We start from the raw sequence: 26422 nt of genomic DNA, 5'->3' as shown, positions 1-26422 counted from the left end.
CATATGAATTTAAGTGATAAAAAAATTAAGATCGCTATAATAGGACTTGGCTTTGGAGCAGAATTTATTCCAATTTATAAAAAGCATCCTAATGCGGAATTGGTAGCATTATGTCAACGAAACGATAAAAAACTTCAACAAATAGCGGATGTATTTAATATAGAAAAAAGATATACTTCTTACGAGGAGCTTTTGAAGGATCCAGATATAGACGCAGTGCATATAAATACACCAATACCTCTTCATGGTCAGCAATCTATACAAGCATTAAGGGCAGGTAAACATGTAGCCTGTACGGTACCTATGGCAACAACTGTTGATGAATGTAGGCAAATTGTGGCCTTGACCCAGGAAACCGGATTAACTTATATGATGATGGAAACCGTGGTATATGCTAGGGAGTTTTTATTCATGAAAGAGTTATATGAAAATGGTAATCTGGGGAAAATTCAATTTTTAAAAGCAAGTCATCAACAAGATATGGATGGTTGGCCCAATTACTGGCCGGGCTTACCGCCAATGCACTATGCTACACATTGTGTAGGACCGGTTTTAGGATTAACTCAGAATGAGGCAGAATATGTCTCTTGCTTTGGGTCTGGTACAATTCGCGATGAACTAATTAAAGAATACAATTCACCATTCGCTGTAGAAACTACCCATATTAAATTTAGAAATTCCGATTTAAGTGCTCAGGTATATCGCTCTTTGTTTGATGTTGCACGGCAGTATAGGGAAAGTTTTGAAGTATACGGTTCCAAGAAATCTGTAGAATGGCCGTTAATCGAGGGTAAACCCCTTGTAATGCATACGGCCAAGAAACCAGAACAGGAAATACCTGAAGAGGTTGTCTGTCCGGATTTTGCAAAGTTTTTGCCCAAAGAAATTCAGTCATTTACCACACACGGCGTATATGATGAGGATGATAATCAACATTTATCCTTTACCCAAGGCGCTGGTCATGGTGGTTCTCACCCTCATTTAGTACATGCTTTTGTAAACGGTTTGCTCAATGACACTACTCCTTATCCGAATGCAAAACAGTCTGCTAACATTACATGTGTGGGTATTTTATCACACGAATCCGCTTTAAAAGGAGGAGAAATCATAAAACTGCCAGATTTTACTTTTACAGATTAAAATACAGTAGGGTTTTAAATTATAAATACAGTCTTAATGACCATTTTAGGGCATTAAGACTGTGTAATATTATATTAATGGTTCCAGATTATTTTTATTAAATAATTAAATGAATGGTAAGCTCATTTTCAACAATCGGTCTCAACAACTAATTGTTTGTTCAAAATGCCTATGCCGCCAGCCATTAAACCGCTTATTTCTTCCTTTTCAATTTGTAGTTTAACGGTAATTAAACTGGGCGAAGACGGTACCATATATTTGCCTTGTTGAATATGAAAAGTACTTTTCTGTTGCTTTAGAATATCAAATAAATAGCTCCCCAGCGGACCGGCGGCCATACCTGTACCGGCTTCTTCCAAAATACCATAACGCGGACCGAACATTCTTGCGGTAGCATCATATGAAGTATCTGTGGTAAACGCATAGTAACCAATGAGATTCAACTCGTCGCTGATTTTATTGATCATGTCAAAATCGGGTACTATATTCTTTAATGTTTCGCTGTTTTTAACGGGAATAAGCAAAAATGAATTACCCGTATGTACGGATAGCATAGGGACATTTGGTAAAACGTCCGCTGTACGTAATCCTAGCGACTGTAAAACGGCTTGTTTGTCGCTTATTTCAGTATACTTTGGGGGCAATTGCTCCATAAACGCTAAATCCCCTATGATTTCTATTTTTCGACTGCCATCGATCGTTTCTTTTGAAGAGCTATTTTTGGTTAATATGCCCATTTGCTTTAAATAAGAGAATGTGGCAACAGTGGCATGACCACAATGCGCAATTTGCTTGTTGGGCGTAAAAAAATCTAATTTAAAATCGTCGGTTGTAGACTTTGATACGAATGCTGTTTCAGATAAACCAACCTTTTTGGCAATTTCAAGTTTGTTTTTGTCAGTAAGGGCATCTGCGTTTAGCACAACTCCTGCGGGGTTGCCACCTTTACCATGTTCGGCAAAAGCATTTAAAATTTGTACGGTTATCTTTTGTTTTGACTTTTCCATTTGTTATAATTTATGTGTTATACAAGATGGACGCCGTGCACTGGAAAAAGACGTAGTAATTATTACTTTTTTTTAAAATCTATTAATTTGCCCGTATTATCAGATGCTACATTTGGGCAATCTAGGATATTCTCCTTTAAAATTTCCTTGGCTTTTTGCACCCTGGATTTTGTACCGGAATAGGAGATGTTCAAATGCTGGGCAAGTTCTTTTTGTGAATAATTTTTAAAAGAAGTTAATATAATGGCTTCTTTATGGTGAGAGGATAGGTCTTCAATTTTCTGATTGATACAATTTGTTAGGTTGGCGTATTCAAAATTGTCACTATCCACTTCGGGGAAATCCATATCGTTTATTGAAATAGTTTTATTGGGAGATTTTCTATAGTGGTCAATAATACTGTTCCGTGTAATTTGATACACCCACGAGGTAAGCTTAGAGGAATGTTTAAGCTGATGTATTTTAGTTTGAACCTTTAAAAATACATCTTGATGAATATCTTTAGCAATGTGTTCATCCTTAATTCTCCCTAAAATAAAGGCATACAGTTCTTCATTTAAATCTATCCAAATGGTGTTAAGTTCGGTTTTCACAATGGTAAGTTTTAAAGGGTTTAGGTCATATATTAGAATTGATGCGTTTAGGAATATGAATTTTCGGCATTGTTAGCTTTGGTTTGATCCATGCCCATATACACATTGGGGTTATGTTTTTCCATATATAATTGAGGATTAGGCAATGCAGTAAAACTATTTTTTTTATAAAGCCATTCAGCGGTGTCGGTTAATAAAATCCAGCGTCTTAAACCTTGGAGGTTAGGGTGTTCCGTTATTTCGTCCATGAGCCATTTACTCAATCCTTTTCCTCTATATTCCTTTAAGATATAAACATCTCCTAAATAGGCAATGGTAGAGAAGTCACTAATTATTCTGGCAAAGCCAATTTGCTTGTTTTTATAATACACCCCAAAATTTAGAGAATTTTCAATGGATGTTTTTAAAGTTTGGATAGGAATTACGTTTGCCCAATCGGTTTCGTTGGCAAGAAATTTATGAATGCTTTCCACATCTAACTTGTTCTTGTCCGTTGAAATGGTATATTCATTTTTATGTACTTCCCTAATTTTCATTTTACTGTATTCATTTTATTTTGATTGATGCAAAGCTAAATTTGAACATATCCTTTACACGCAATTTTCAATTTAACTACCTTATAAATATACATAGTTATTGGTGTTAAAACCCTAATTCCGTATTGTTTATAGGTTTTGTTGTCGCAGGTTTTATTATTGCGATTCAATGTCATCTTCTGTATTAAATTCTCCATCAGAACCAGCAGAGGTGATTAAAAACGTTTTTCCGTTTTCCGAAATCGTAAATTCATATTCTCGGTTCCAAGCGTCTTTTTTCCAACTTTGTCGTACAGGACTATTTCCAATTAACTCATTAAGGTTTGATGGGTATCGTCCGAACTTTTGGTTCCAATTTTCCATTCTGTCACTCATTTCAGAGATTTCTTTCACAGTTCTTTCAGGAAAAACAGATGTTCTTTGATAAGTAAAAAACAGAATAAAGATTAAACTCCCAATGACTAAAATAGAAATGAAAATTAATGCACTTGGTTGCAAAAAATATTTTTGAATAGGTCTTTTAGTACCATCTTCTTTTTCTTTTTTACTTATTCGCTTCCGATGTTTATAATCCTCTCGGATTAGTCCAAATTCTGCTAAAGTCGAAAGTATTAATTCAAGCATTTAGTTGGTTTTGGTAAATGAGCTACAACAGACTTATTTATAAAGCAAAGCGTACAAAAAGACACTAATATTTCAGATTAAAACAGAGCTGAATTTTTATATTTTGTTTTTAATTTTAACTTTTTAAAAGCCAAATTAAAAATTTGGCGGACTTACTAAATATACCAAACCTTTTCAATTAAGCACTTACTAGCTATGTTTTATACACGTTGTTGCCAACAGTATTTTTATTCCCATAACTCAAATTGTCCGTTTTTAAATTCAAATATTTTATCGGAAACTATATGGTCTCCGGTTTCATTTATTTCTCTAATAGATTTCTTAAGTCTATCAATATTTTCTTTATCATTTGTTCCCGTTACTAGAATAACGTCTCTAGCTGGAATTCCGATTATTAAATTTCCATTCACGGGAAAATTTTCTTTGTCCCAAATGTCAAATAGGATTAAACTTGATTCATAATCTCCGCCTGCCGTTAGCATAAAGTATCCATTTTCTCCATGTCTTTCCATTTTTGAAATGACAGAATTGAGATTTTCGATTGCTATTTCTCTTATCGATTCAATGTCAGAATTCAACTTTGAATATTCTTCTTTTGCGAAATATCCAATCGTATTTTCTTTATCCTCTGCATAAAAAATGTATAGTTCCGAATTGTATTTTTCATAAACGTGAGTGTTTTCAAAGTCTTCAATTATTTTGGAACTCTCAATTAAGTATCTTTTGTCTTTGATTACTGGTACTATTCTTTCCTTTTGTAAAGGTTCTTGAGGAAGAAAAAGGTCTTTTGCAGAAAACGTGTATTTTTCAAGTACGTTTTTCAAATCTTTTGGGTCATTTTTATATTCAGCGTATGAGTTGTCCAGAAAATGATGGTAATTGTCAGAGTCTTTTAATTTCGTAGTGACTTCGAGTCCATTGATAGAAACTAATTCCAAACCGCTCACTTTCCTTTTTAATTCAGTGAAAAATTTTTCTGCAAATTCCGATTCTGTTAGGTTAGATTTTGATTTAAAAAATGAAAACATAATTGTTTACGATTCGATTTTATATTGTTGGCAACGGTTGAGCTATGAACAGTACGGGAGCAAACTAGTGTTTGCTTTCCGCCACGCACATAGCAAAATCTTTTGTTTTGTTTTTTCTTGTTTAAATCAAAATCCCAAAGATTTCGCGACTTTATAAAAATATGCTAACCTTTGCGTTTAAAACACTAAGCCCGTCTTGTTTATAGGTTTTGTTACCAACTGTTTTTAACTCTGGACGCCGTTATATTAACTTATTTGCAAATGATTTTATTATTTATTTCACTTAATTTTTCACATTTTGAACGGAGTTCAATAGTGATTTTTTCTTTTATCAACTTTAAATTTTCCTCTTTTGGTGTTTTAAAATGTCCATCATAATATAAATAATCAAGCCTTTTGTTTAGCCAGAATGGATATATATATTTAAAATAGTCTCCTAAATATAATTTTTTTAACCTTGGTAGAGATGAGATAATTAAATAAGTATGTTGTGTATCTATCTTATATTTATATCCTACGGAGCCTAACCCAAAATCAATTTCTAAATGTTTTAATTTTTTTAATTCGGATAATTCTTCAGGGAGATTTTGGATATAAAAGCTTCCTAAAATGGATATTTTATTTAGTTTCTTTAAATTCTGGATTGAAGAGTCAAATGATTTAAAGGTAGATAAAGTTAAATCTAATTCTTTTAAATTGTGATATTCATAGATAGTTGAAAAGTCAAAATCACTACCAACCAATCTTAATTTTTTGAGTTTCTTTAATTTAAGAAAAGATTTCGGTAATTTAGTTTCAAAACTAACTGACCAGAGTTCTAAGTTTTTAAGCTTAGGAAGATTACTTAAAGTTTTAAACAATAAATCTTTGTTTTCAATAGTCTTATAATTAATTGATAATGTTTCTAAATTATTTAGTTCACTAAAATCATGTGGCAATTTCTTTATAGGAGTATGCCCTAATCTTAGAGTTTTTAGCTTTTTTAAATTATTAAACCCCTCAGGTAAAATTTTAAAATTGTGGTTTGTCATTTCTAGGGATTTTATTTTTTTGAAATTGAAAATACTTTTGGGAAATTCAATTAACCTAATAGATGTTAAATTGAGGTAAGAAATTCTTGAAGATTCAAAATTCACGAATTTGATTTTATTAGCCTTCGGGTAATTATAATTAAGCTCTATAGAATCACTATTGTAATTAGGGTGATTTAAATTATATCTTTCTCTAAAGTGGCTTATGTCTTTTTCTTTTTCTCTAATTTCAATATATCCATTAGATTTTGATATGGTTTTAACTTCATCTTTATATTTTTGAATAACTTCAAGTATGTTATTATTCTTACATTCTATATATTCAATTTGAAGATTGCTGTTTTCTTGACATATTAAGCTGTTAATATTTAGACAGATGATGAATATTATAAATTGAATTTTTGTGCTATTCATTATTTGATTTAATAGTTGGTAACAATTGTTTATGTGCACAATTGCACATATATCATATATATCATTGCCTAAATCTAGGAGATTTTAACAATTAAGGAAAGAAAAATCTATCAAAAAATATCAATTTATAAAACTGTACTATAGTTTAAAACAAAATGTATAACTGGTTTTCATGACAGTTCAGTATCAAAAATCTACAATTGGATCCTTATTTCTTTTAATTGGGTAGAAAAGGCTTCATGTTTGCTTTTGACAGGGGTATTATTAGAAAGAGGTATACTTCTAAAATGAAATCCCTAATTTTAAAAATTAGAAAGCAATAAAACAAAAAGGTGCATGGGTAGTTTTTTAAAGGTGGTAAGAACGGCAATTATCATAGCGCTGGTTATGGAACTAGTTCGGTTGCTTTTAACTGATTGGGAAAGCATAACCTTATATCGTGAATTGGAATTTACGGGAATAGCCTTTCTCTACTCTTTTGCACTTTCTATGGTTAATATGTATTTCAGCGACTATATTTCAAAAAAATATAGTTGGGAGAATGATACCAAAAAACGCTTATGGTACGGTGCCTCGGGCTCTATCATACTAACGGTCTTGGCATTTGGTCTGGTACGTGCATTTACCGAAGTATATATTTTTGGGCACAGCTTTAAGGAGTATATAGCAGGAGAAAGAGTAGAATATTATTTCTATGCATTAGTGGTAACATTAGTAGTTTCCTTATTTCTACATGCTTTTTACTTCTACAAAGCGCTACAGGATACCAAGGTAAAAGAGCAGAAAATTATTGCAGGCTCGGCATCGGCAAAGTTCGATGCTTTAAAGAATCAACTAGACCCACATTTTCTTTTTAATAGTCTTAACGTACTTACCAGTCTCATAGAGGAAGACCCTATGCAGGCACAAAAGTTTACTACTTCGTTATCAAAAGTGTACCGTTATGTACTTGAGCAAAAGAGCAAAAACTTAATTTCTGTAGATGAAGAGCTTAAGTTCGCAAGAACCTATGTACGTCTATTGAAAATGCGTTTTGAAGATAGTATCGTTTTTGAAATTCCAGATGAGGCAACAAACCCAGAGGCCAAGATTGTACCGCTGTCACTTCAGCTGTTGTTAGAGAATGCGGTAAAGCATAATGTGGTTACTTCGGCCAAACCATTGCATATTAAGATTTATGAGGAAGATGGTTACTTATACGTTACCAATAACCTGCAAGAAAAGCAAGTGGTTAAAAAGAGTAGTGGTGTGGGCTTGCAGAACATTCGTCAACGGTATGCTATTCTTACCAAAAAAGAAATGCAGATCTTTAAGTCGGGCACCGAGTTTAAGGTACGTTTACCTATGTTGACCAATACCATATCTTTTAAAGAGACGCAAGATGAGCATATAAGCGCAAAACGATATGAGAAGGCTAAACGTCAGGTAGAAGAGATTAAAGGCTTCTATGGTAATCTTACATCATATTGTATTGTAATTCCGATTTTGGCCTTTATAAATTATAGGACCACCAGTTTTACCTGGTTTATTTTTCCTGCTATTGGTTGGGGTATTGGTCTACTGGTACATGGGCTTAAAGCTTATGGCATTAACCCCATACTGGGTAAAGATTGGGAAGAAAGGAAAATTAAACAGTATATGGAAGATGATAGGTTCTAATACGGCCAAAAGTAACATATCATGAAGATTACAGATCACATAAAAGATTCTATGAATGAAAGTGTATTATGTTGGTTGGCAACAGCATCTATGGATCTGGTACCCAATGTATCCCCAAAAGAGATTTTTAGTTTTTTTAAAGATGATGTTATCATCGTTGCCAATATAGCATCTCCACAAACGGTAAAGAATATTAGGCAGAACAAGAATGTTTGTATCAGTTTTATAGATATTTTAAAGCAGAAAGGTTTTCAGCTTAAAGGAACTGCTGAAATTATTCAGAGAGACCACCCAGTTTTTGCTAAAATGGAAGAAGTGCTTTTAGAACTTACCAAAGGAAACTTTCCGTTTGCAACCATTACCAAAATTAATGTTCATAGTGCCAAGCCTATTATAGCCCCAAAATATGTGCTATATCCTGAAACTACGGAGCAAGAGCAAGTAGAAAGTGCCAAGAAAACGTACGGTTTATAGTCCCTGTCCAATCTTAAATCTTCTTAAACTACAGTTCAGTCATCAAAAATTACAACTGGGTATTTCCTTTTTTAAAAACCTGGGTTATCTGCCGAAATTTGAAGTATAGAAATTAAAACAGAATTAACCTAAAACCTATAAAGATGGAATCAAATATAACAAACGACCAAAATTACAAATACCAAAAGGCTAAAGAGAAAGTACAAGCGATCAAAGGCTTTTACGGAAATTTAATGGCATACTGCATTGTCATTCCAATTTTGGTCTATATCAATTATTCAACCACCAGTTTCCCTTGGGCAATTTTTCCGGCATTGGGTTGGGGTTTCGGGTTGGTTATGAACGGACTTTATGCCTATGGCTACAACCCACTTTTCAGCAAAGATTGGGAAGAGAGAAAGATCAAAGAGTTTATGCAAAAATCGTAACCTAACAAATTGAAGATCATGGAAAACGCAAAATATAATAGAGCAAAAAATAGGGTAGAGGAAATCAAGGAATTTTACAACAAAGTACTCTCTGCCATAGGAACAATTATCATAGTAGCAAGCATTAATTATTATTTGAACGAATGGGAGTATGCCTGGTTTCTTTGGGTGGTATTAGGTTTAAGCATAAGCTTGTTTTTTAAAGCAAATAAAATCTTTAACTTGAATCCGTTTATGGATCGCGATTGGGAAGAGAGAAAGATGGAAGAATTTCTACAGGAAGAAGAGAACGCAAAAAGATGGAAGTAATGGAACTCAACGAATTTGAATACGCGGACAAATTGGCAAGGGCCCGTAAAAAGGTCAATGATATAAAGGCATTTTATAGACATGCTACGGTGTACGTATTGGTCAACATATTTATTATAATAATTACGGTTTCGGCAAGAATGTCCGGTGGAGAGTCTTTTTCAGAAGCGTTCTTTCATTTTGCCACGTTTTCCACGCCATTCTTCTGGGGAATAGGTTTGGCATTCCATGCCGCCAAAGTTTACAACAAAAATATGTTGTTCAGTAGGGATTGGGAAGAAAGACAGATCAAGAAATTGATGGAAAAAGATAAAAAAGAAGCAGATAAATACAGGTGATATGGAAACTACAGGAATTGAAAACAACCATAAACTGGCTTATGCCAAGCAAAGAGTTCTTGAAATCAAGAATTTTTATAAGCACCTAGGTACATTTTTAAAGTTGAATTTTCTAGTGCTATTATTTAAAATTCAAGTGTTCGATAGATTTATAGGTGATATGGATCTAGACGCCAAGTTTGTGTATTGGTTAGAGTGGAACATTTACAGTATACCTATTATTTGGGGTGTTGTTGTAGCCTTTCATGCACTTTATGTTTATGTATTAAAGTATAAGGATTGGTCTGTGTTCAAACCCAAGTTTTTAAAAAATTGGGAGCAAGAAAGAATCAATGAAATTTTAAGGCGCAATGACCATTAACCAAGAATTATAATTTTCAATTACCTTACATATACCCACCAAACCAAATTACCTATGAGAACCATTATAATAGAAGATGAAAAGCCTGCAGCGCGTAGATTGGGCAGAATGTTAGAAAGTTTAGATCTTGAGGTTTCTACAATGTTACATTCTGTTGATGAGGCTATACAATGGTTTCAAGAAAATGAACATCCAGATTTGATATTCTTGGACATTCAACTATCTGACGGACTCTCATTTGAGATTTTTGATGTTATTGAAGTACACAGTGCTATTATATTTACTACTGCGTTTGATGAGTATGCGCTTAAGGCCTTTAAATTGAATAGTATTGACTACTTGCTAAAACCAATAGATGATGAAGATTTAGAGCAGGCGGTCAAGAAATATAGAAAACGCTTTAAGGTAGAAAGTGAGCCTAATAAAATTGCCTTAGATTTTGAGGATATTAAAAAGTTATTGGTAAATCCGCTAGAGCGGGAGTATAAAAAACGTTTTACGGCTAAAGTAGGACAGCATTTAAAAATTATAAATTCAGAAGATGTAGAGTGTTTTTATAGTGAGAACAAAGGCACTTATGCGGCAACAAAAGATGGTCGTAATTATTTATTGGATACCACTTTAGAGCAGTTAGAAGATGAACTTAAACCGCAGGTATTCTTTAGGGTAAGTAGAAAGTTCTTTGTGAATATTGACCATATAAAGGATATAGTATCCTATACGAACTCTAGGTTACAGATCAAGCTAAAGAACAATAACGATCATGAGATTATTGTGAGCAGGGAAAAAGTAAAGGACTTTAAGCTTTGGTTAGAATAGTAATTTCAATTATTTGAAAGTGAGCTATTTGCGATAAAGGTCTTCTTCTTCGTCAATTCTGTTTTCATCAAAGGCCGATGGTAACAGCTTTGGAATTAACTTAATAAATATAGGAAGCAGAATTGCCCCGCCCGGTAATATAAAAATCGCTAAAGAAGGTATGCTCTTAAAAATATCCAACAGTTGATTTTGAACCTTCCTCTTTTCCTCATCACTTAGATCTCTTACGGTAGATTTAGATAAAAGGGCTACCAATTCTGCACTTTGAGAAAGCTCTTTATGTAATCTTTTGCTGTTACGTAAAATAAGTTTCTTGACAATTTTACCCATGCTGTCGTAAAATTGCTTGGCTAAATTCTTTTCCTTTAAATAAGGAATGGTATCAAAATTAAGTTTGAAAAATTCGGTAACGTCGGTAATGGAGGTTGAGATAATAGTATTGTCAAAACCAAGGTCTTTACCAATGCCAAAAATAAAGTCGGACTCCGTATAATCTAAAGAATGGTCTTCCCAAACGGTTAAACAGGCCATATCAAGTAAATACCTGTTTTCCCAATTATCCTTATTGTTCAATAGCCTTTCCCTGTAAGAACCATCAAAATTATTTTCGGCACAGTTAATATAGGTTAATGATGATGCCAATAATTGCGAAAGCTTATTGTCTTTTCTGTCCAGTTCCTTAGAACTTAAAGCGTGGTAGCTAATATTTATGGCCAAATATTCAATTTCTTCCGCCTTTTCCTTTAAAGCGGGGTAGTCGTTTAAAAAATGTTTAAAAAGTAGTACATCTATAAACAGTAGTGAATTTGTAATAAGACTATTAAAAGTTTTACTGATAATATTATCCTCAATATATATTCTAGAGGTCATCAACTTTTCTAGTTTGGCAGAAGTTTTATTACCGGTAAACCACTTATCAAAAAAACTCTCGTTGTTGATTTTTAAAATTTCATAAAATTTGAATACCTGTTCTATAAATATGGAATAGTCTTCGCCACCTTCAATTCGATAGGTAAAATACAAGGCATGTAGTAGGTTGATCTTAGCCTTCTCATCTTCAGAAAGGGTATGCTCCAATACAATAAAATCTGGTATGCTGGCATTTAGCCCGTATACAAAACCGCTTTTCTTTAGGGTAGTGTATAGCGCTTCAAAAGTGGGGAATGCATCTTGGTGTTTTTGCACCAACGAACCATATTTCTCGATCCAACCAGAGGAAGACGGGTTCATAATCTTAATAATTTAACACTGCAAAGTTAGCTAATTATTAATTCAAACCTTTTTATAAATAAGTACTTCTACACTATAAATGGTTTTTTTGATGATATGAATTTTAAGGATTTGGAATAAAATTAAATTTTTTTTTAAGAAAAAATGAACCTTCTCTTTTTTACTGCGTAAGTAAGGGTGATTCTAATCTAAAAAAAGAGATAATGAAAAAATCAAAATTATTTATGGGACTTGGGGCTTTGGCCCTAGTAGGAGGTCTTTTAGTGGCGGCAGATCATATTGATGCGCCTAGCGCTATGGGAACCACGGCAGATATTGCCGATTTTTATGCTTTTGAACCAACAGAAGGTTCAGACAATACCGTTTTTGCGGTAGATCTTCAATCTAATGTACTGCCAGATTTGGCTTATGGTACGTTCGATGAAAATGTATTACTGGAAATAAATATTGATACCGATAATGATTTGGTAGAAGATTTGGTAATACAAGCTATACCAAGAGATGGTAAAATGTACTTTTTTGGTCCGGTTGCACCAAGCGAAACAGGTTTGAACGGTTCAGTAATGGTAGATGCACCATTAGGTTCAGTTGACATTTCTGCTGAAACTGCTATTGTAGAAACTACGGATAGTGGAGTTTCTTTATTTGCAGGTCCTAGACAAGATGCTTTTTTCTTTGACTTCTTTCAGTTCAATGAAGTAATTGGTGGTACGGCCCCATTAGGTTTTAAACCAGCTGGTGATCCAGATTCTACAGATGATGACGATGAAACTGCAGTCGATACTTTTGATGGCGCCAATACAATGGCCATAGTTGTTGAAATTCCTAATAGTCTTTTAGGAACTACAACGGGACAAAATGCTTTGGGTCTAGAAGTATATAAGACTTGGGTAACTACAAATGTTAAGCAATAATAACTTTTTAAAAAATAGTAAGATGAAATTTAAAAATATAAAATATACGTTTTTGTCTCTTTTGGCAGTAGCCGCATTAGCTTCTTGTAGCGATGATGATGACAATACACCAGTAGTGGTTACACCAACATGTGATGATGGTATTATGAACGGTGATGAAACCGGAGTAGATTGTGGTGGTACATGTACCCCATGTGAAGAAGCTATGGAGCCAATGGAGCCAGACTTTACAGGTACTTATGCCCAAGTAGATTTTATGGGTAGACCAGGTATCAATACGGTATTAAGTGCAGATGGTGATATTAAAGATGCTCATAACATGTCTATTCCTTCAGAAATGGCTGCAACTTTTCAAGCAGATTTTGAAGCAAGGTTAGAGGCATATCATGATGTGTATGCTAACATTTTAGGAGCTGATCCTGCAGATGTAAACTATGAAAACAACATATTAGGTTTAGATGCGCCTACATTAACAGGTTACTTGGCTGCCGATGTTTTAGAGGTTGCTCCTAACTTACCTACCACATACTTTAATCCGGGTACCGATTTTGATAATGATGGAAGAATTTTGGTTCCAGATGGTGATGAGGTTGCTTTGACAGGTAGAACTCCACAAGATGATGTTATTGATGTGTCATTGATTTTATTGTTCGGTGGTATGGAAGGAGACCGTTTTAGTGGTCAAGATACCGATGATGATGGTATGGCAGATTTACCAAGATTAACCTCAGATGGCGTTGGGCTAACGGCCACTGTAGGTACTACGTTCCCATATTTGGGAGCACCAGAATAAGAAGTTGCCTTCACCTTACTTATTGTTAACGGTAGGTAAGATTGGCACATCCCTAAATTGTTTATGAAAGAGAAGGGAAGGGAGGGTTGAAAGGCCCTCCCTATTTTAAACAATCCACAAAAAAACAACCTTATGAAATTAATAAAGCTTTTAATAGTAGTGTTACTGGTATCATCTTGTAATACTAAGAATCATGATGCAATTGCAAACAAAAAAGATTACGATAAATATTTAGTAGCTAACGAGGTCAAGACCACATCAAAATATTTTGATCTTTGGAATTCTAAAATTAGATCAGACAGTATGCAGCTAACCAGTTTTGGTGTAGTAGGCGGGGAGTACAGCAGGTATTTTCAACAAACTGGTGATATAGCGTTTTTAAAGAAGGCTGAAAAAAGTTTAAAAAGAGCCGTTGATATTGCCAATATAGGTAAACCCGGTTTTTACAGGTCGCTGGCCAGAAATTATATTTCCCAGCATCGTTTTAAAGAAGCCCTTCAGTTAGCAGATTCTGCAGCGGCAATAGGTGGTGATAAAACAGAAACCCAAAGTTTGTACTTTGATGTCCATATGGAACTAGGAAACTATGATGTAGCAGAAAGCTATTTAGATAGTTTAAAGAACATGTCAGATTTTGGATACATGATCCGTGTGGCTAAATGGAACGATTACAAAGGAGATTTAGATACTACCATAAATTTCATGGAAAAGGCTAGAACGAAGGCCGAATTGTCTAAAAATAATGATCTAATGTTATGGAGCTACACCAATTTGGGCGATTACTACGGGCATGCCGGTAGAATTGAGGATTCATACAATCATTATTTAAAAGCGCTGGAAATTGATAACAACAATGCATACGCTAAAAAAGGTATTGCATGGATCGTATTTTCCAATGATAAGAACTCTAAAGAGGCCATTCGCATTTTGGACTCCGTTACCAAAACCTATGATGCACCGGATTATTTTCTGTTAAAAGCTGAAATTGCCGACTATTCCGGTGATGACTTAATTCGTACAAAGAATTTGGACGAGTACTTTACCCGCGTAAAAGATAAAGCATATGGTGATATGTATAATGCCTATAACCTGGGCTTGTACATTGGTGAAACCAAACAATATGACAGTGCCTTGATTTTGGCACAAAGGGAGGTAGATAATAGGCCTACACCAGAATCTTATAGTTGGCTGGGCTATAGTCACCTTAAAAATGGGGACAAAGAACAGGCTATGAAGATTATGGATACCTACGTTTACGGAAAAACATTTGAACCTGCACTGCTTTACCAAGCTGCCGAGGTATACAAGGCAAACGGGAAAGAAGACAGAGTTAAGGAAATTAAAGGAGAATTAATAGGAGCCATTTATGAACTGGGTCCTGGTATGGAAAAGCAAGTCCATGATCTGTAATTGATAGCCCAATTATTTTCATTTCATGTTTGTTTTAGGTTGGATTGTTTTTTTTTCAACGCCACGATGTAAAGTCGTGGCGTTGTTATTATTATGCATTTCGTCGAATTTTTGGTTTTTTTTAACAGGCGCATAGATGAAATACATATATTTATCGACCAAATACATTTTAATGTGCGCCCCACGACTTTAAAATGTGAACTAAAAGTAACCAAGTAAACCAATTAGTGTTATGGAATACCTACTCTTTACATTATGGATCAGCTTAATGATTTTATTGGTCGGCAAAACTATAGTTGCCTACAGGTCTTTGCAAAAGACATTAAATCGTACCAATAGCTCTATCTAAATCAATTTTCTTAGCAGCACCGGTAATAATAGTAAATCCAATATCAACGCTGTTACCAAGGTTACACTAATGATCAACCCAATGGTAACACTGGGCTGATGAATAGAAAACAGCATTACCATAAATCCGAAGAACAATATAATGGTTGTAATGACCAGGGCTCTACCTGTTTGTGCAAAGGTTTTTTCAATGGCCGCCTCTTTTTCCAGCCCTTGGGTAATACCTAACTTGTATTTTCCTAAAAAGTGAATGGTGTCGTCTACCGCAATACCAAATACTATGGCGAATACCACAGATAACGATGCTTCTAACGGAATACCCAGAAAACCCAACATGCCACCTGCAAATAAAATAGGTAGGATATTGGGTACCAATGAAATCAAGAATATTTTAATATCCTTGAAAACAAAAGCCATAATGACCCCGATCAATAATAAACCATAGAGTAATCCTTCAAGAAGACTACTTCTTATGTATTCGGAATTTTTATCCAACAAAATACTCTTACCCGTTACTTTTATTTTAACCAGAGAGGTGTCTAATTGGGTTTTGGCAAAAGCATCAATGTTTTCATAAACCACTTTTAGGTTGTCTGTTCCAATATCTTGTAATCGCCCATTGATGCGTGCAATAGATTCATCTGCATTTACAAATTTTGCAAGCTGTTTACGTGCAAGTTTACGCGTATCTTTTTGATATTTTAAAAATGTTTTTTTGTCTTGTGGAAGCTTAAAGAAAGCCGAGTTGTTTAGGTTATTGGCCTTGTTCAATATTTTATAGGCAAGGTTAGAAGATTGTAAGCTCCCTATACTTTCAATTGTTTTAAGATACGTAAGCAATTTTTCAATTTCCAAAGCCACTTCATATTCGGTTACCTTATGGTCATCAACACCCATTACAGCAATTTCCAAGGGTCTAAATCCTGCATAATTGTCCTGAAAATATTCAAAATCTAAGGCAATTTTACTTTCAGAAGGTAAAGTCTGTTTAAGTTCTTGGTTGGTCTGCACCATATATATACCTAAAATACAGAGTGCGGTAAAAAGTACAGTACCGGCTATAATGGTTTTAGGAAAATTTTTGGTGAACGTATTGATTTTTAATAAGTAATTGACCCAATTTTCTGATATGCTTTTACGCCCCACCAACGATTTTTCCGGTAAACTTATTAGCAATGATCCTGTTAGGAATATTACCGTAATATAAGCTACCAAAACACCAATGGCCGCATTGATTCCAAATTCTTGAATGCTCACTAATCTAGATGATAAAAGCGTCACAAAACCAACGGCAGTAGTTACAGAGGTAAGTAAGGTAGTCATACCCACTTCTTTTAAAGATGAGGTTATGGCCGCATATCGTGGAATACTACTTTGTAGTTTTCGTATATAACTATCGGTTAGGTGTATAACATCAGAAGTACCTACAATGAGCATTAATACTGGGTAAAATGCTGCCATGGCGTTCAGTTCTTTGCCTAGCCAGCCCAAAAGCCCCATAAACAATAAGAGTGACATGGCTATCGAGAAAACCGAAATTAAAACTACGGGCATACTTCTGTACACCAATAGAAGAATAATGAACACCAAAATAGAAGCTACTATAGTGGTTGTCAATACTTCGCTCTTTTGCATTTCTACAATAGCTTCATAAAAAAAGGCTCTACCAAGAATATGGTAATCCGGCAGATTATTCGCCTTTAAAGATGCCCTAATTTGATTTAAAAGTTGTTTAGACTGCTGGTAATTAAGATTGTCTACGGTTTGTAAGGCCAGTACCATTGATTTTCTGTCCTTTGCAATAAGCGTATTAATGAATAGGGAATCAGATTTTATTTTGTCCCAGTCTTGTTCATATAAACTGGGGTCGTTGATATGGACAATGGGCAACGTGGTATAACCAAAAGATGTCTTTAGAGGGTAGGATAACGAGGTGATAGAGCTGCTTTCCAATACAAATTCAAAATCCTTGCTTTCTTTGGAAATTGCCTGGAACTTTTTTAGAAAGTCTTCTTGAAATACATCTGTAGAGTTCTTTACGGCAATAAGTAAAAAATTGTCATCAGTACCAAATTCTTCAACATACTTATCATAAAAAGCCAAATCAGGATCTTCTTCAGGAAAAAACTGACTAAAATCGAATGAAAATTGGAGCTCATCCAATTTAGAGACCGCCAATACGCCTAGTAGTATGAACAGTACAACAAAAAACTTTTTAAGGAAACCAAAGTCAACCTTCATAGAAAAGTATAAATCTATTTCGGGTGCAATTTAACACTCTATAAGCTAATCAACGTACTAAGAACCAAATAAGAATATTTCTTATGTTGGGGTAACTAATAACTAAAGAACCCAAAACACCATACTATGGCTACAATTCTATAAAATTGTCCAAATAAAGGGTCCAGTCATAGTTGGTGTATTCAATATCTACATCTTTTGTAGAAGGTATGATATCGTTTTCTTTCAAGATTTTTTTAACACCGTTTTTTCCGCCAAAATCTCCCCTAAACCAATTGAATAATGATGTTACCTTAACTACATTGGTTTCTGTATTGAACTCACTTGTTTTTTCTAGATGTTTTTTTGTGCCTATTTCTAACTGTTCTGGTAGGCGTTCCCATTCATATATGGCTACTGGCGGACAATCTTTGGCGCCACAGTTCAACGCAAAATGTATATTGTACACAGGTTTGTCAACTCTTAGTTTTCGTTCAAATTTGTTAGGGAACCATTTGCGTATATAGCCTAAACCATATTCCCATTGAGATTTTCTAATAAGACCATGTTCAATTTTTGCAAACGAAACCATTTCACCGGCAATCTTAATTTGCTCCAATTTAAAGAAACTGCCACGGTCATCATACAGTTTAGGATTATTCTGTAAAATAACCTGTATATAAGCATTGTAAATATTCAACCAAAACGCCAAACGTTTATCATTGGTGTCAAGAGCGGCATCCAATTCCTTAATGGTGGTATTTGCTAAAATATTTTGTATTTCCTGAGTATCTTCTTCAGCCTTTATTTTATGTAAGAAAGATTCTGATAGCTCATTGAAGTCAACGCTATTGTCACCAGCTTCCGTTTGTGCCTGTAAATTGGTTTTAGCCGTACATGATAATGCAAATAGAGCAGCTAAAAAATATAGTCTTAATTTCATAATGTAGTTTTAGGTCACCTTACTTACGTGAATGTATTTGAAAGGTTTGTTTCACCTTGGTCGAGTATATGTTTAATTGATTACGTTAACTTTTTTAAAATTATAAAGCCGGTATTAAAACTATTTTGACCAACTTACGTAAATAAACAAAAGTTGGTGTCAATCAGAACAATAGTAATTAACCAAATTTCTAGGAATCAACCAGTTATATGATCAGTTTAATTATACCTGCCCATAATGAATATGATAATCTACAGCGACTTTTTAGTATTGCATGTTTTTTAGAGCATAATAAATTAGTAGAAGTAATTGTAGCCTTGTCACCCGGTAATTCTGACGATATTGAATTGCTGGAATGTAGTAGCAAGGTAGAAATACTGCGTTGCAAGAATAAGGGTAGGGCTTCTCAAATGAATGAGGCTGCTAGTATGGCATTGGGCAATACACTGGTTTTTTTACATGCAGATGTAGTACCGCCTGCTGAATTTATAGAAAACATATTGCAAAGTTTAGAAGACGGCTATGATGCAGGATTTTTCTCTTACCGATTTGATAAGGATAAATGGTATCTACGAATAAATGCAGCCTTTACGGCTAAAGACGGCTTGTTTACGGGTGGCGGTGATCAATGCCTATTCATTAGGAAAGAAGCATTTGAACAGCTAGGCCGTTTTAATGAGCAACAGGTGCTTATGGAAGATTTTGAATTTTTTGCAAGGATGAAGAAAGAGCGGATATCTTACACCATAATAAAGAACGATTTGGTAGTTTCGGCACGTAAGTATGAATCTAATTCGTATTTACGGGTCAATTTGTCCAATTTCATCTTAGTGGTACTTTTTAAGTTGGGATATCCAGGAAATAAATTAAAATCGCTTCATAATAAATTGATACGCACCCCATATAATGGTTGAAATAATTAACGGTATTCAACAAATAGGCATTGGAGTATCAGATGTCAAAAAAGTATTTAATTGGTATAGAAACCATTTAGGTTTTGATATTTTATTATTTGAAGATGAGGCATTTGCGTCATTGATGTCTCAATATACCAATAATAGGGTTGAAAAAAGGGAAGCATACCTATCGCTCAACATGACCGGTGGTGGTGGTTTGGAAATTTGGCAATTTAAAGACCGAATTCCCGTAGCATCTGAAAATCCTATAAAATTCGGCGATTTAGGTATATACGCTATGAAGATAAGATGTGGTAATCTTATGAAAATGCACACGTACTTAAAAGAATTAGGGGTACTTAATTTATCGCAGATAAGCCATACCCATAAACCAAATTTCTATTTTAACGACCCCTTTGGAAACCGTGTTCAGCTGGTAGAGGATATGTATTCCTTCTCTAAGCAGTCTTCATTAAATGGGGGAGTACTAGGTGCTGTTATAGGGGTAAGTGATATTACGAAATCTATGGGGTTTTACTCCACTATGCTGGGGTATACTAAAGTGGTGTACGATGCAATAGATACAGTTTTATCCACCGATAAGAAAAAGTGCAGAAGAGTAATATTACAGCAAGAACGTACGTCTGTTGGTGGTTTTGGAGACCTTTTGGGACCTACGCAACTAGAACTTGTTCAGCTACTAGATGAAAGGCCAAACAAGATTTTTAAAAATAGGCTATGGGGCGATTTGGGTTACATTCACCTATGTTTTGATGTATCTGGTATGGCTGTGATAAGGGAAAAGGCGATCAAGAACAACTCTCCTTTTACGGTAGACAGTGCCAACAGTTTTGATATGGGCGACGCCGCCGGTCATTTTAGTTATATGGAAGACCCAGATGGCACGTTGATAGAATTGGTAGAGACCCATAAGGTACCTATCTTAAAAGCGCTAGGTTTGTATCTAAACCTAAAGAAAAGAAATCCAAATAAGACCTTACCTAAATGGCTGGTAAAGAGTCTTGCCCTACACAGGGTTAATACAGACCGTTGATTCTATGGGCTAATTTTGGCTGGTATTTCTTATGAGTCCTATACCCGAAAAGAAGAAAATGGCACCTAAAACACCATAGACAATAAGTTGTTTTGTTGTTCCGCTGCTATTAGCGAATAATATTGCAGTATAAACCAGCCCACCGATTCCTAATAAGGTTAGCACCGTTCCAAAAATTTTCTTTAAATCCATGGTGGAAAAATAATAAAAAAAATGGGCAGTTTATAAAAACTGCCCATTAATACATAATTTTTTATTGCTACCGCCAAAGGATATAATACCCTTGGGCTTGCCTCTAATTTAAAAGTATGTTTCCTTTATATGCCTCATAGGCTTTCCCTTAGGTGTTTTATATCTTATGAAGCATTGACGACCCCAAGGGTATACAATTGTTCAAGGGTTGGCGATTCGCTACCGCCAGCAGGTTCTAAGGTAATACCAAATGCTTCAGATTCGTTCGGGTTGTTCAAAGCAAAGACTTTGTTTTCATCTGTTGCAAAATCTTCAAGAAGTCCCATGCTAGTTGGTGTAAGCGGTGAAAGTTTAAGAGACCAAACTTGGTAAACAAAACCATCTGGCGGTTCTGGCAGCCCTTTGGCATCTATAAATACTTTTTCTTCTTGTTTGTTCCAATACGCCTTGGCGTATGAAGTAGGTGAAACGTCTTGCCCTCCTAATGGGATAACACTAATATTCTTATCTCTAAGTGTATTCAATAATTCTTGGGTCTGTTCTAAAGAAGAATCGGTATCGGCAATTTGCTGCTCCAAATCTACATTCTGCTTTTCTACGACTTCAATATTAGACTTTAAATCTTGATTTTGCTGATACATCCAGAAGAGTCCTACAGCCAATAGAATAGATGCAGCCCAACCCATATAAGATAAGAATGGAGTACTACGTTTTTCATTAATATCAACTACCTTGACCTCACCATTAATTTTATTCATCAATGCTTTAAATGAATAATGATATCCTGGTGAAGCTTTTCTGGACAATTCTAATATTGAAGCCTCAATTTCCTCGATCTCCTTTTTTATTTCTGGATACTCCTTGGCATAGTTGGCAATCTCAAGATTTTCCTTCTCTGAGAGTATACCGGCCACGTAAAGCTCCAAAATTCCCGATGCTATGTATTTTTCTACATCCATACTATCTTACCTCCATATTCTCCCGTAATTGGGAAATGCAACTTCTATTTCTTGTTTTTACAGTGCCTAAGGGAATTTCCAATTCTTCTGCAGCATCTTTTTGTGTATATCCCCTAAAGTATAACAGTTCAATGATCTGAACACATTTTTCCTTTAAATTCTGTACTAGGTTTCTCAAACCCTTGGTGTCTACTGATGAATTTTCTTCTTCTTCCTTGAGCTGTAAAATACCTACGAAGTAATCTGCGGAAAGATTCTTTTTGTCATTTTTATACGACCTACTGCGTATTTCATCGATAGCTGCATTTCGGGCTATGTTAAGGATCCATGTGAAAAATCTACCTTTAGAAGAATTATAACTTTCACAGTTATTCCAAATCTTTATAAATACGTCTTGACAGATTTCTTGGGCCAAGGCATCGTTTTTTACTATGGTATTGATAACACCACAGATATTTTCACTATACATGCCATATAGCTTTTCGAAAGCCAAAGGGTCTTTCTTTTTAAATTGATCAACCAATAGGTCTAATTGCATATTAAATATTTTGTAACGGTTAAAAATAGAAAAAGCTGTTCTAAGAACAGCTTTTATCCTAAATATTATTAACCCTATTCAATAATACCGGCACAGCTAACACGTGCACCTGCATCACCACTAGGTTGAGAAGTGTAATCATCAACACCTTGGTGTACAATAACCCCTTTTCCTAAAATGTTCTTATTTTCATCATCACAGCCAATACACCATTCGTCTGTTGAAAACTCAACTTTGGCGTTACCATCGGCATCTGCGGTAAAGTTACCTATATCACCTTTATGATATCCTTCGCTTGCTCCCCATTTACCATGTGGCTCATTAGTTGGGTTCCAGTGTCCTCCAGCAGAAGAACCATCGGCTGCAGTACAGTCTGCCGTTTGGTGAATGTGAATGGCATGTTCTCCTTCACTTAAACCAGAAAGTACGGCTACCATATCTACTTCGCCATCATCTTCGGTAAAAATGACTTCACCTTTAACATTGCTATCACTTTTTGGTTCAAGCATAAACTTTACAACAGTATCTTGTTCTGTCATTTCATTTTCTGCCTCATCCATTAATTCTTCCATTTCCTCTTTAGCCTCTGATGCTTCTTTTTTTACTTCTTTGCAACTGAAGACAGCCAATAGTGCCAACAGTGCTAATTCAACTTTTAATATTTTCATGTTAATCTATTTTAGTGTGAAGCAACAAATTAGCCAATAAATAATGTAATATCAAGTAGTTAAGTGCATAGAGCAATACTTTTAATCTTTAGTGATAAAAAAAGAGGAGCGTTAACGCTCCTCCTTATCTATACATATATAATAGGTATTATTTTTTATCCAAAAGCACTTCGGCTTTAACGGCAACTTCGCTCCAAGTTTTGCTCACACCATCTTTACCGGTATGTAAAATTTCACAAGCTTTGTTTATAGAGGCAACGGCATCTAAAGCGTTCCAGTTTTCCAAATCCATTACACCACTAAAAGTAATTTTGTTGTCGCCATCCATTTCGTAGGTAAGGGGTATATTTTGGGTTTCACCATTTAAGGTAACGTCTATAGAGCTATTTTCGCCTTCTACCTTAACCACACCAGAAATAAGCTCGGTATCTTTTAATACCCCAAAAAAGAATTCTAAAAGCTTTGGGTCTCTAGTACCGGTAGGGTCATTGGTAAACAAACTGCTTACGGGAATGCTAAATTCAGTTCCGTTTAAAGCTTCCATAGCAGTTGCTCCACTTGTTGTATTAGTAAAGTTTATCTTTTTGAACATACCGCCAACTGGCACTTTATCAGTTGTTTTGTATGCGGTAAAACTTACCTTGGTAGAGTCTTGAACCAAGCTGTACATGTCAGCAGTTTCTGCTGTGGCTTCAACATTTTTAGAATCTTCACTTTTTTTAGCGTCCTTGCAACTTGCGAAAATGATCAATAATGCACTCGCGAAAGTCAATGCTATTTTTTTCATAATAATGTAGTTTGTTTATGGTATAAATTTACTTCTTCTTTTTAAAAATGCCACGCAGATCGGTGTTATAAAAAACACCAATTTGTAGACGATCGTAATTAGCCCCTGTAAAGTGATTTTTTAAGTAGCCAAATTGCATGCTTAAATCTTCGGTAACATTAACCCCAAGTGCAGCATAGGCACGGTTTTGACCAAATGCACTGTCTTGTAGATTTATGAAAATCTCATCATAGAAATTCAAGAAAAAGATATCGGTTAGGGGCAAGGTCATTTGAATTCTATAACGGGCTCTGTGCAATGTGTTGCTTTCACCGGTAAAATTGTTTTGTACAAAACGCTGCTCTAGGCGGTAACGATGTTCAAAATTAAATTCCCACACTTTATTTTTAAGAATGAACTGCTCAAATATTCGATGTTCAGAAATTGAATTGTTTTCGACTAAAGTATTTACACCAAGTTCATCAAACTCCGTAAAAGTAGGGTCGGTTTCAATAAAGCCGTAGCCTAAAGTAGCGATAGCATCAGGGTTAATGTGATAGTTGATACCCGTACGCAGCAACAACTGGTTAAAGTTCGAAGCCATTTCATAATATCTAAATTGAGCTTCGGTATGTATACTCCATTTATCGGCAATTTTATTGGTTCCAAAATACATGAACCAACTACCAAAATCGTCTTCTCCTGTACCACCACTTTGCGCATTTATTTGATTAATAGTTGCTAATAATACTAGTAACGTAAAAACTTTCTTCATTCTTTAATTTAATATGAAACTTAAAATTTTGGCTTTACTTATCGCCTTCTTCAATGGGTGTTGCTTTATCCTTCTTCAAATACAAATCTAAAAAATCTAAAACCCTACTGTAAGCTTCGATCTGATTTTCTTTTTTTACAAAACCATGACCTTCATCTTCAAAGAGCACGTATTCTACGGGAACACCGTTCTTTTTTACACCTGCAACAATTTCGTCAGATTCTACTTGTAATACTCTAGGGTCTTGCGAACCTTGTAAAACAATTAGAGGTTTGGTCACCTTATCGGTATGAAACAAAGGGGAAATCTCTTTTAACCTTACGGAATCTGCACTGTATGGGTCTCCTAATTCTTTATATAAGGCATCTTTAAAAGACTCCCACCATGGCGGTATACTTTTTAATGTTCGTACCCAATTGGTTACGCCAAACAAATTTACCCCAACGGCAAACTCTTCTGGGGTATAGGTCAATGCCGCCATAGTCATGTAACCACCGTAAGAGCCGCCAATGATTCCAATTTTATTAGCATCTATTCCTGGCTGTTGGGCAAGCCAATTTTTACCTTCTACACAATCTTTTAAATCCTTATCGCCATGGTTTAAATCATCCATTTGATAAAAAGTTTTGCCATAACCGCTACTACCTCTGTTGTTAACGGCTAGTACGGCATAGCCATGATTGGTCAAATATTGAATAAATGAGCTAAAGTTCTGTCTACTTTGTCCGCCCGGTCCGCCATGAACCCAAACCAATGCAGGTACTTTGGTGTCCGCACTTGCCTGGTGGGGCTTGTAATAAATGGCAGGAATTTCAACCCCATCAAAAGACTTGTAACGTATTACTTCTGCGTTCACCAAGTCTTCACCATTTATTTCGCTATTTAGAACATTGGTCAACTGGGTCTGTTCTTTGGTTTCTAAATTATAAACGAACAAATTAGAAGGGGTGTGTGACCCACCCGCATAAAAACGCATTAGTTTTTCATCATCTGAGAAATCTACACTGGTTACGTCCAAACCATCCAAAGAAGGAAGAGCAACATTTTCACCGGTGCTAACATTCTTTATTTCAATGACATTCTTGGCGTCTTCGTTAATATAGGTTACTTGATAGGTTCCGTTTTCCGTAAAATAGGTACCCCATATATCCCAATTTTTCTGCATCACCTTTTCTCTGTTGCCCGTGGCAATATCGTACTTCATTAAATAAGAGAATTCCTCTCCATCATCTGTGGTATAATACAAAGAAGAACCATCATTGGAAAATCCAGAGCTACTATTGGCGCTTTGATTTTCATTGATTTTGGTCAGCTTTTTATCCGATAAAGTGTAAATAAACAAATCGGAATCATTGGTATTGATGGGCTTGCCCAAGGTTATATATTTCTTGTCCTCGGAAATTCCGTCAATGCTATAACCTTCCGTATTTTCATAGATCAGGGTAGGCTCAAGAGTTTCTAAGTCCATTTCATAGATATCATCATTTCTAGGGTTTCTCTCGTTAGAAGTATAGTAAAAACTCATATCATCTTCTGCCCACCCGTAGAACGATGCACGGGCACCTTCTGCCGGTGTAAGGTCGGTCTGCGTACCGTCTAGATCTCTGACGTAAATATGAAATATCTCATCACCATTTCCATCCATTCTAAACAACATGCGTTCATCTTTTGGAAAATAGGATATGGCGAATACAGATGCACTGTCAGACATAGTAACGGGAGTCAATTCACCGCCGCTTGTAGGCACTGTGTACATGTTGTAAATACCAGATCTATTACTTGAGATAAGTAATTTAGAATTATCAGGGGAAAAACTACCGCCACCAATGGCTTCGTTATCCATCATTTGTTTGATGGTATAGGTCTTCATCGTTTCTGCAATAGAAGGTTTTTTAGGTTCTTCTTTACAGCTTAACATAAGCGTAAACACAAAGCAAGCCATTAGGTACTTCATA

General features: G+C 35.1%; 29 protein-coding genes. 13 read left to right on the top strand and 16 right to left on the bottom strand.

Annotation, left to right across the window (positions count from 1 at the left end; all coding sequences use genetic code 11):
* Nucleotides 1-3: 3 nt before the first annotated feature.
* A complete protein-coding gene (locus CSC80_RS16955) occupies nucleotides 4-1140 on the top strand; it encodes a Gfo/Idh/MocA family oxidoreductase (protein WP_099193160.1) in 1137 nt (378 codons plus the stop codon).
* A gap of 128 nt (nucleotides 1141-1268) precedes the next feature.
* Here CSC80_RS16955 and CSC80_RS16950 read toward each other — a convergent pair whose 3' ends face one another.
* The 6 genes from CSC80_RS16950 to CSC80_RS16925 all read right to left on the bottom strand — a co-directional run bounded on the left by CSC80_RS16950 (nucleotide 1269) and on the right by CSC80_RS16925 (nucleotide 6373).
* Nucleotides 1269-2147 (bottom strand): PhzF family phenazine biosynthesis protein, encoded by an 879-nt coding sequence (locus CSC80_RS16950; RefSeq protein WP_099193159.1) that lies wholly within the window; start codon nucleotides 2145-2147, stop codon nucleotides 1269-1271.
* Between the two features lie 62 nt (nucleotides 2148-2209).
* Nucleotides 2210-2740 (bottom strand): sigma-70 family RNA polymerase sigma factor, encoded by a 531-nt coding sequence (locus CSC80_RS16945; RefSeq protein ID WP_099193158.1) that lies wholly within the window; start codon nucleotides 2738-2740, stop codon nucleotides 2210-2212.
* A 47-nt stretch (nucleotides 2741-2787) separates the two neighbouring features.
* Nucleotides 2788-3276: a GNAT family N-acetyltransferase gene (locus CSC80_RS16940; protein ID WP_099193157.1), complete on the bottom strand. Its 489-nt coding sequence runs from the start codon at nucleotides 3274-3276 to the stop codon at nucleotides 2788-2790.
* 156 nt (nucleotides 3277-3432) lie between these two features.
* Entirely contained in the window at nucleotides 3433-3900 is a 468-nt protein-coding gene (locus tag CSC80_RS16935) for a type II secretion system protein GspG (RefSeq protein ID WP_074674284.1), read from the bottom strand.
* Nucleotides 3901-4127: 227 nt separating this feature from the next.
* A complete protein-coding gene (locus CSC80_RS16930; protein WP_074674283.1) occupies nucleotides 4128-4928 on the bottom strand; it encodes a DUF1444 family protein in 801 nt (266 codons plus the stop codon).
* A gap of 251 nt (nucleotides 4929-5179) precedes the next feature.
* On the bottom strand, nucleotides 5180-6373 hold the full coding sequence (locus tag CSC80_RS16925; protein ID WP_074674281.1) for a hypothetical protein: 1194 nt from the start codon (nucleotides 6371-6373) through the stop codon (nucleotides 5180-5182).
* Between the two features lie 336 nt (nucleotides 6374-6709).
* On the opposite strand from CSC80_RS16925, the gene CSC80_RS16920 reads away from it, so the two are divergent.
* The 7 genes from CSC80_RS16920 to CSC80_RS16890 all read left to right on the top strand — a co-directional run bounded on the left by CSC80_RS16920 (nucleotide 6710) and on the right by CSC80_RS16890 (nucleotide 10761).
* On the top strand, nucleotides 6710-8032 hold the full coding sequence (locus CSC80_RS16920; protein WP_099193156.1) for a 2TM domain-containing protein: 1323 nt from the start codon (nucleotides 6710-6712) through the stop codon (nucleotides 8030-8032).
* 21 nt (nucleotides 8033-8053) lie between these two features.
* Nucleotides 8054-8506, top strand: a complete 453-nt coding sequence (locus tag CSC80_RS16915; protein WP_099193155.1) for a pyridoxamine 5'-phosphate oxidase family protein — start codon at nucleotides 8054-8056, stop codon at nucleotides 8504-8506.
* Between the two features lie 143 nt (nucleotides 8507-8649).
* Entirely contained in the window at nucleotides 8650-8934 is a 285-nt protein-coding gene (locus CSC80_RS16910; RefSeq protein WP_058103126.1) for a 2TM domain-containing protein, read from the top strand.
* Between the two features lie 18 nt (nucleotides 8935-8952).
* A complete protein-coding gene (locus CSC80_RS16905; RefSeq protein WP_099193154.1) occupies nucleotides 8953-9243 on the top strand; it encodes a 2TM domain-containing protein in 291 nt (96 codons plus the stop codon).
* Nucleotides 9243-9581 (top strand): 2TM domain-containing protein, encoded by a 339-nt coding sequence (locus tag CSC80_RS16900; RefSeq protein WP_071342444.1) that lies wholly within the window; start codon nucleotides 9243-9245, stop codon nucleotides 9579-9581. Before CSC80_RS16905 ends, CSC80_RS16900 begins: the two co-directional genes overlap by 1 nt.
* 1 nt (nucleotide 9582) lies before the next feature.
* Nucleotides 9583-9942, top strand: a complete 360-nt coding sequence (locus CSC80_RS16895) for a 2TM domain-containing protein (RefSeq protein WP_099193153.1) — start codon at nucleotides 9583-9585, stop codon at nucleotides 9940-9942.
* 54 nt (nucleotides 9943-9996) lie between these two features.
* Nucleotides 9997-10761, top strand: a complete 765-nt coding sequence (locus CSC80_RS16890) for a LytTR family DNA-binding domain-containing protein (RefSeq protein WP_058103123.1) — start codon at nucleotides 9997-9999, stop codon at nucleotides 10759-10761.
* 24 nt (nucleotides 10762-10785) lie between these two features.
* Here CSC80_RS16890 and CSC80_RS16885 read toward each other — a convergent pair whose 3' ends face one another.
* On the bottom strand, nucleotides 10786-11991 hold the full coding sequence (locus CSC80_RS16885) for an LETM1-related biofilm-associated protein (RefSeq protein ID WP_058103122.1): 1206 nt from the start codon (nucleotides 11989-11991) through the stop codon (nucleotides 10786-10788).
* A 203-nt stretch (nucleotides 11992-12194) separates the two neighbouring features.
* On the opposite strand from CSC80_RS16885, the gene CSC80_RS16880 reads away from it, so the two are divergent.
* The 3 genes from CSC80_RS16880 to CSC80_RS16870 all read left to right on the top strand — a co-directional run bounded on the left by CSC80_RS16880 (nucleotide 12195) and on the right by CSC80_RS16870 (nucleotide 15108).
* A complete protein-coding gene (locus CSC80_RS16880; protein WP_099193152.1) occupies nucleotides 12195-12905 on the top strand; it encodes a DUF4331 family protein in 711 nt (236 codons plus the stop codon).
* A gap of 22 nt (nucleotides 12906-12927) precedes the next feature.
* Nucleotides 12928-13698, top strand: a complete 771-nt coding sequence (locus CSC80_RS16875; RefSeq protein ID WP_091603346.1) for a DUF4331 family protein — start codon at nucleotides 12928-12930, stop codon at nucleotides 13696-13698.
* A gap of 132 nt (nucleotides 13699-13830) precedes the next feature.
* A complete protein-coding gene (locus CSC80_RS16870) occupies nucleotides 13831-15108 on the top strand; it encodes a CDC27 family protein (protein ID WP_071339669.1) in 1278 nt (425 codons plus the stop codon).
* 345 nt (nucleotides 15109-15453) lie between these two features.
* Here the strand turns inward: CSC80_RS16870 and CSC80_RS16865 are convergent, their stop codons facing one another.
* Together CSC80_RS16865 and CSC80_RS16860 are read right to left on the bottom strand one after the other, a co-directional pair.
* Nucleotides 15454-17697, bottom strand: a complete 2244-nt coding sequence (locus CSC80_RS16865) for an MMPL family transporter (protein WP_099193151.1) — start codon at nucleotides 17695-17697, stop codon at nucleotides 15454-15456.
* 130 nt (nucleotides 17698-17827) lie between these two features.
* Nucleotides 17828-18619, bottom strand: coding sequence for a DUF547 domain-containing protein (locus tag CSC80_RS16860; protein WP_099193150.1), 792 nt, complete (start codon nucleotides 18617-18619; stop codon nucleotides 17828-17830).
* Nucleotides 18620-18828: 209 nt separating this feature from the next.
* On the opposite strand from CSC80_RS16860, the gene CSC80_RS16855 reads away from it, so the two are divergent.
* Nucleotides 18829-19533 (top strand): glycosyltransferase, encoded by a 705-nt coding sequence (locus CSC80_RS16855; protein ID WP_099193149.1) that lies wholly within the window; start codon nucleotides 18829-18831, stop codon nucleotides 19531-19533.
* Nucleotides 19526-20569 (top strand): VOC family protein, encoded by a 1044-nt coding sequence (locus CSC80_RS16850; protein WP_099193148.1) that lies wholly within the window; start codon nucleotides 19526-19528, stop codon nucleotides 20567-20569. Before CSC80_RS16855 ends, CSC80_RS16850 begins: the two co-directional genes overlap by 8 nt.
* 9 nt (nucleotides 20570-20578) lie before the next feature.
* Here the strand turns inward: CSC80_RS16850 and CSC80_RS16845 are convergent, their stop codons facing one another.
* The 7 genes from CSC80_RS16845 to CSC80_RS16815 form a co-directional block, all read right to left on the bottom strand.
* Complete coding sequence (locus CSC80_RS16845; RefSeq protein WP_058103114.1) at nucleotides 20579-20761, bottom strand: hypothetical protein; 183 nt, start codon at nucleotides 20759-20761, stop codon at nucleotides 20579-20581.
* A 164-nt stretch (nucleotides 20762-20925) separates the two neighbouring features.
* Nucleotides 20926-21720 (bottom strand): anti-sigma factor, encoded by a 795-nt coding sequence (locus CSC80_RS16840; RefSeq protein WP_099193147.1) that lies wholly within the window; start codon nucleotides 21718-21720, stop codon nucleotides 20926-20928.
* A gap of 1 nt (nucleotide 21721) precedes the next feature.
* The gene (locus CSC80_RS16835) at nucleotides 21722-22258 is read right to left on the bottom strand and encodes a sigma-70 family RNA polymerase sigma factor (RefSeq protein WP_099193146.1); all 537 of its coding nucleotides are present in this window, start codon (nucleotides 22256-22258) and stop codon (nucleotides 21722-21724) included.
* A gap of 74 nt (nucleotides 22259-22332) precedes the next feature.
* Nucleotides 22333-22926, bottom strand: coding sequence for a superoxide dismutase family protein (locus tag CSC80_RS16830; protein ID WP_074674267.1), 594 nt, complete (start codon nucleotides 22924-22926; stop codon nucleotides 22333-22335).
* A gap of 148 nt (nucleotides 22927-23074) precedes the next feature.
* Nucleotides 23075-23713: a YceI family protein gene (locus CSC80_RS16825; RefSeq protein WP_099193145.1), complete on the bottom strand. Its 639-nt coding sequence runs from the start codon at nucleotides 23711-23713 to the stop codon at nucleotides 23075-23077.
* 28 nt (nucleotides 23714-23741) lie between these two features.
* On the bottom strand, nucleotides 23742-24467 hold the full coding sequence (locus tag CSC80_RS16820) for a DUF2490 domain-containing protein (RefSeq protein WP_099193144.1): 726 nt from the start codon (nucleotides 24465-24467) through the stop codon (nucleotides 23742-23744).
* Between the two features lie 34 nt (nucleotides 24468-24501).
* A complete protein-coding gene (locus CSC80_RS16815) occupies nucleotides 24502-26421 on the bottom strand; it encodes a S9 family peptidase (protein ID WP_099193143.1) in 1920 nt (639 codons plus the stop codon).
* Nucleotide 26422 lies beyond the last annotated feature (1 nt).

Origin of the sequence: Maribacter sp. 6B07 (assembly GCF_002700155.1) — a bacterium.
GTDB classification, from domain to species: domain Bacteria; phylum Bacteroidota; class Bacteroidia; order Flavobacteriales; family Flavobacteriaceae; genus Maribacter; species Maribacter dokdonensis.
The sequence above is the reverse complement of the archived record's forward strand: the minus strand, read 5'-3'. Positions and strand labels throughout refer to the sequence as shown.

Bases quoted from the DNA above. Each gene is read 5' to 3' on its own strand.
- CSC80_RS16955 (WP_099193160.1), top strand. From the start codon at position 4: ATGAATTTAAGTGATAAAAAAATTAAGATCGCTATAATAGGACTTGGC.
- CSC80_RS16950 (WP_099193159.1), bottom strand. From the start codon at position 2,147: ATGGAAAAGTCAAAACAAAAGATAACCGTACAAATTTTAAATGCTTTT.
- CSC80_RS16940 (WP_099193157.1), bottom strand. From the start codon at position 3,276: ATGAAAATTAGGGAAGTACATAAAAATGAATATACCATTTCAACGGAC.
- CSC80_RS16935 (WP_074674284.1), bottom strand. From the start codon at position 3,900: ATGCTTGAATTAATACTTTCGACTTTAGCAGAATTTGGACTAATCCGA.
- CSC80_RS16930 (WP_074674283.1), bottom strand. From the start codon at position 4,928: ATGTTTTCATTTTTTAAATCAAAATCTAACCTAACAGAATCGGAATTT.
- CSC80_RS16925 (WP_074674281.1), bottom strand. From the start codon at position 6,373: ATGAATAGCACAAAAATTCAATTTATAATATTCATCATCTGTCTAAAT.
- CSC80_RS16920 (WP_099193156.1), top strand. From the start codon at position 6,710: ATGGGTAGTTTTTTAAAGGTGGTAAGAACGGCAATTATCATAGCGCTG.
- CSC80_RS16915 (WP_099193155.1), top strand. From the start codon at position 8,054: ATGAAGATTACAGATCACATAAAAGATTCTATGAATGAAAGTGTATTA.
- CSC80_RS16910 (WP_058103126.1), top strand. From the start codon at position 8,650: ATGGAATCAAATATAACAAACGACCAAAATTACAAATACCAAAAGGCT.
- CSC80_RS16905 (WP_099193154.1), top strand. From the start codon at position 8,953: ATGGAAAACGCAAAATATAATAGAGCAAAAAATAGGGTAGAGGAAATC.
- CSC80_RS16900 (WP_071342444.1), top strand. From the start codon at position 9,243: ATGGAACTCAACGAATTTGAATACGCGGACAAATTGGCAAGGGCCCGT.
- CSC80_RS16895 (WP_099193153.1), top strand. From the start codon at position 9,583: ATGGAAACTACAGGAATTGAAAACAACCATAAACTGGCTTATGCCAAG.
- CSC80_RS16890 (WP_058103123.1), top strand. From the start codon at position 9,997: ATGAGAACCATTATAATAGAAGATGAAAAGCCTGCAGCGCGTAGATTG.
- CSC80_RS16885 (WP_058103122.1), bottom strand. From the start codon at position 11,991: ATGAACCCGTCTTCCTCTGGTTGGATCGAGAAATATGGTTCGTTGGTG.
- CSC80_RS16880 (WP_099193152.1), top strand. From the start codon at position 12,195: ATGAAAAAATCAAAATTATTTATGGGACTTGGGGCTTTGGCCCTAGTA.
- CSC80_RS16875 (WP_091603346.1), top strand. From the start codon at position 12,928: ATGAAATTTAAAAATATAAAATATACGTTTTTGTCTCTTTTGGCAGTA.
- CSC80_RS16870 (WP_071339669.1), top strand. From the start codon at position 13,831: ATGAAATTAATAAAGCTTTTAATAGTAGTGTTACTGGTATCATCTTGT.
- CSC80_RS16865 (WP_099193151.1), bottom strand. From the start codon at position 17,697: ATGAAGGTTGACTTTGGTTTCCTTAAAAAGTTTTTTGTTGTACTGTTC.
- CSC80_RS16860 (WP_099193150.1), bottom strand. From the start codon at position 18,619: ATGAAATTAAGACTATATTTTTTAGCTGCTCTATTTGCATTATCATGT.
- CSC80_RS16855 (WP_099193149.1), top strand. From the start codon at position 18,829: ATGATCAGTTTAATTATACCTGCCCATAATGAATATGATAATCTACAG.
- CSC80_RS16850 (WP_099193148.1), top strand. From the start codon at position 19,526: ATGGTTGAAATAATTAACGGTATTCAACAAATAGGCATTGGAGTATCA.
- CSC80_RS16845 (WP_058103114.1), bottom strand. From the start codon at position 20,761: ATGGATTTAAAGAAAATTTTTGGAACGGTGCTAACCTTATTAGGAATC.
- CSC80_RS16840 (WP_099193147.1), bottom strand. From the start codon at position 21,720: ATGGATGTAGAAAAATACATAGCATCGGGAATTTTGGAGCTTTACGTG.
- CSC80_RS16835 (WP_099193146.1), bottom strand. From the start codon at position 22,258: ATGCAATTAGACCTATTGGTTGATCAATTTAAAAAGAAAGACCCTTTG.
- CSC80_RS16830 (WP_074674267.1), bottom strand. From the start codon at position 22,926: ATGAAAATATTAAAAGTTGAATTAGCACTGTTGGCACTATTGGCTGTC.
- CSC80_RS16825 (WP_099193145.1), bottom strand. From the start codon at position 23,713: ATGAAAAAAATAGCATTGACTTTCGCGAGTGCATTATTGATCATTTTC.
- CSC80_RS16820 (WP_099193144.1), bottom strand. From the start codon at position 24,467: ATGAAGAAAGTTTTTACGTTACTAGTATTATTAGCAACTATTAATCAA.
- CSC80_RS16815 (WP_099193143.1), bottom strand. From the start codon at position 26,421: ATGAAGTACCTAATGGCTTGCTTTGTGTTTACGCTTATGTTAAGCTGT.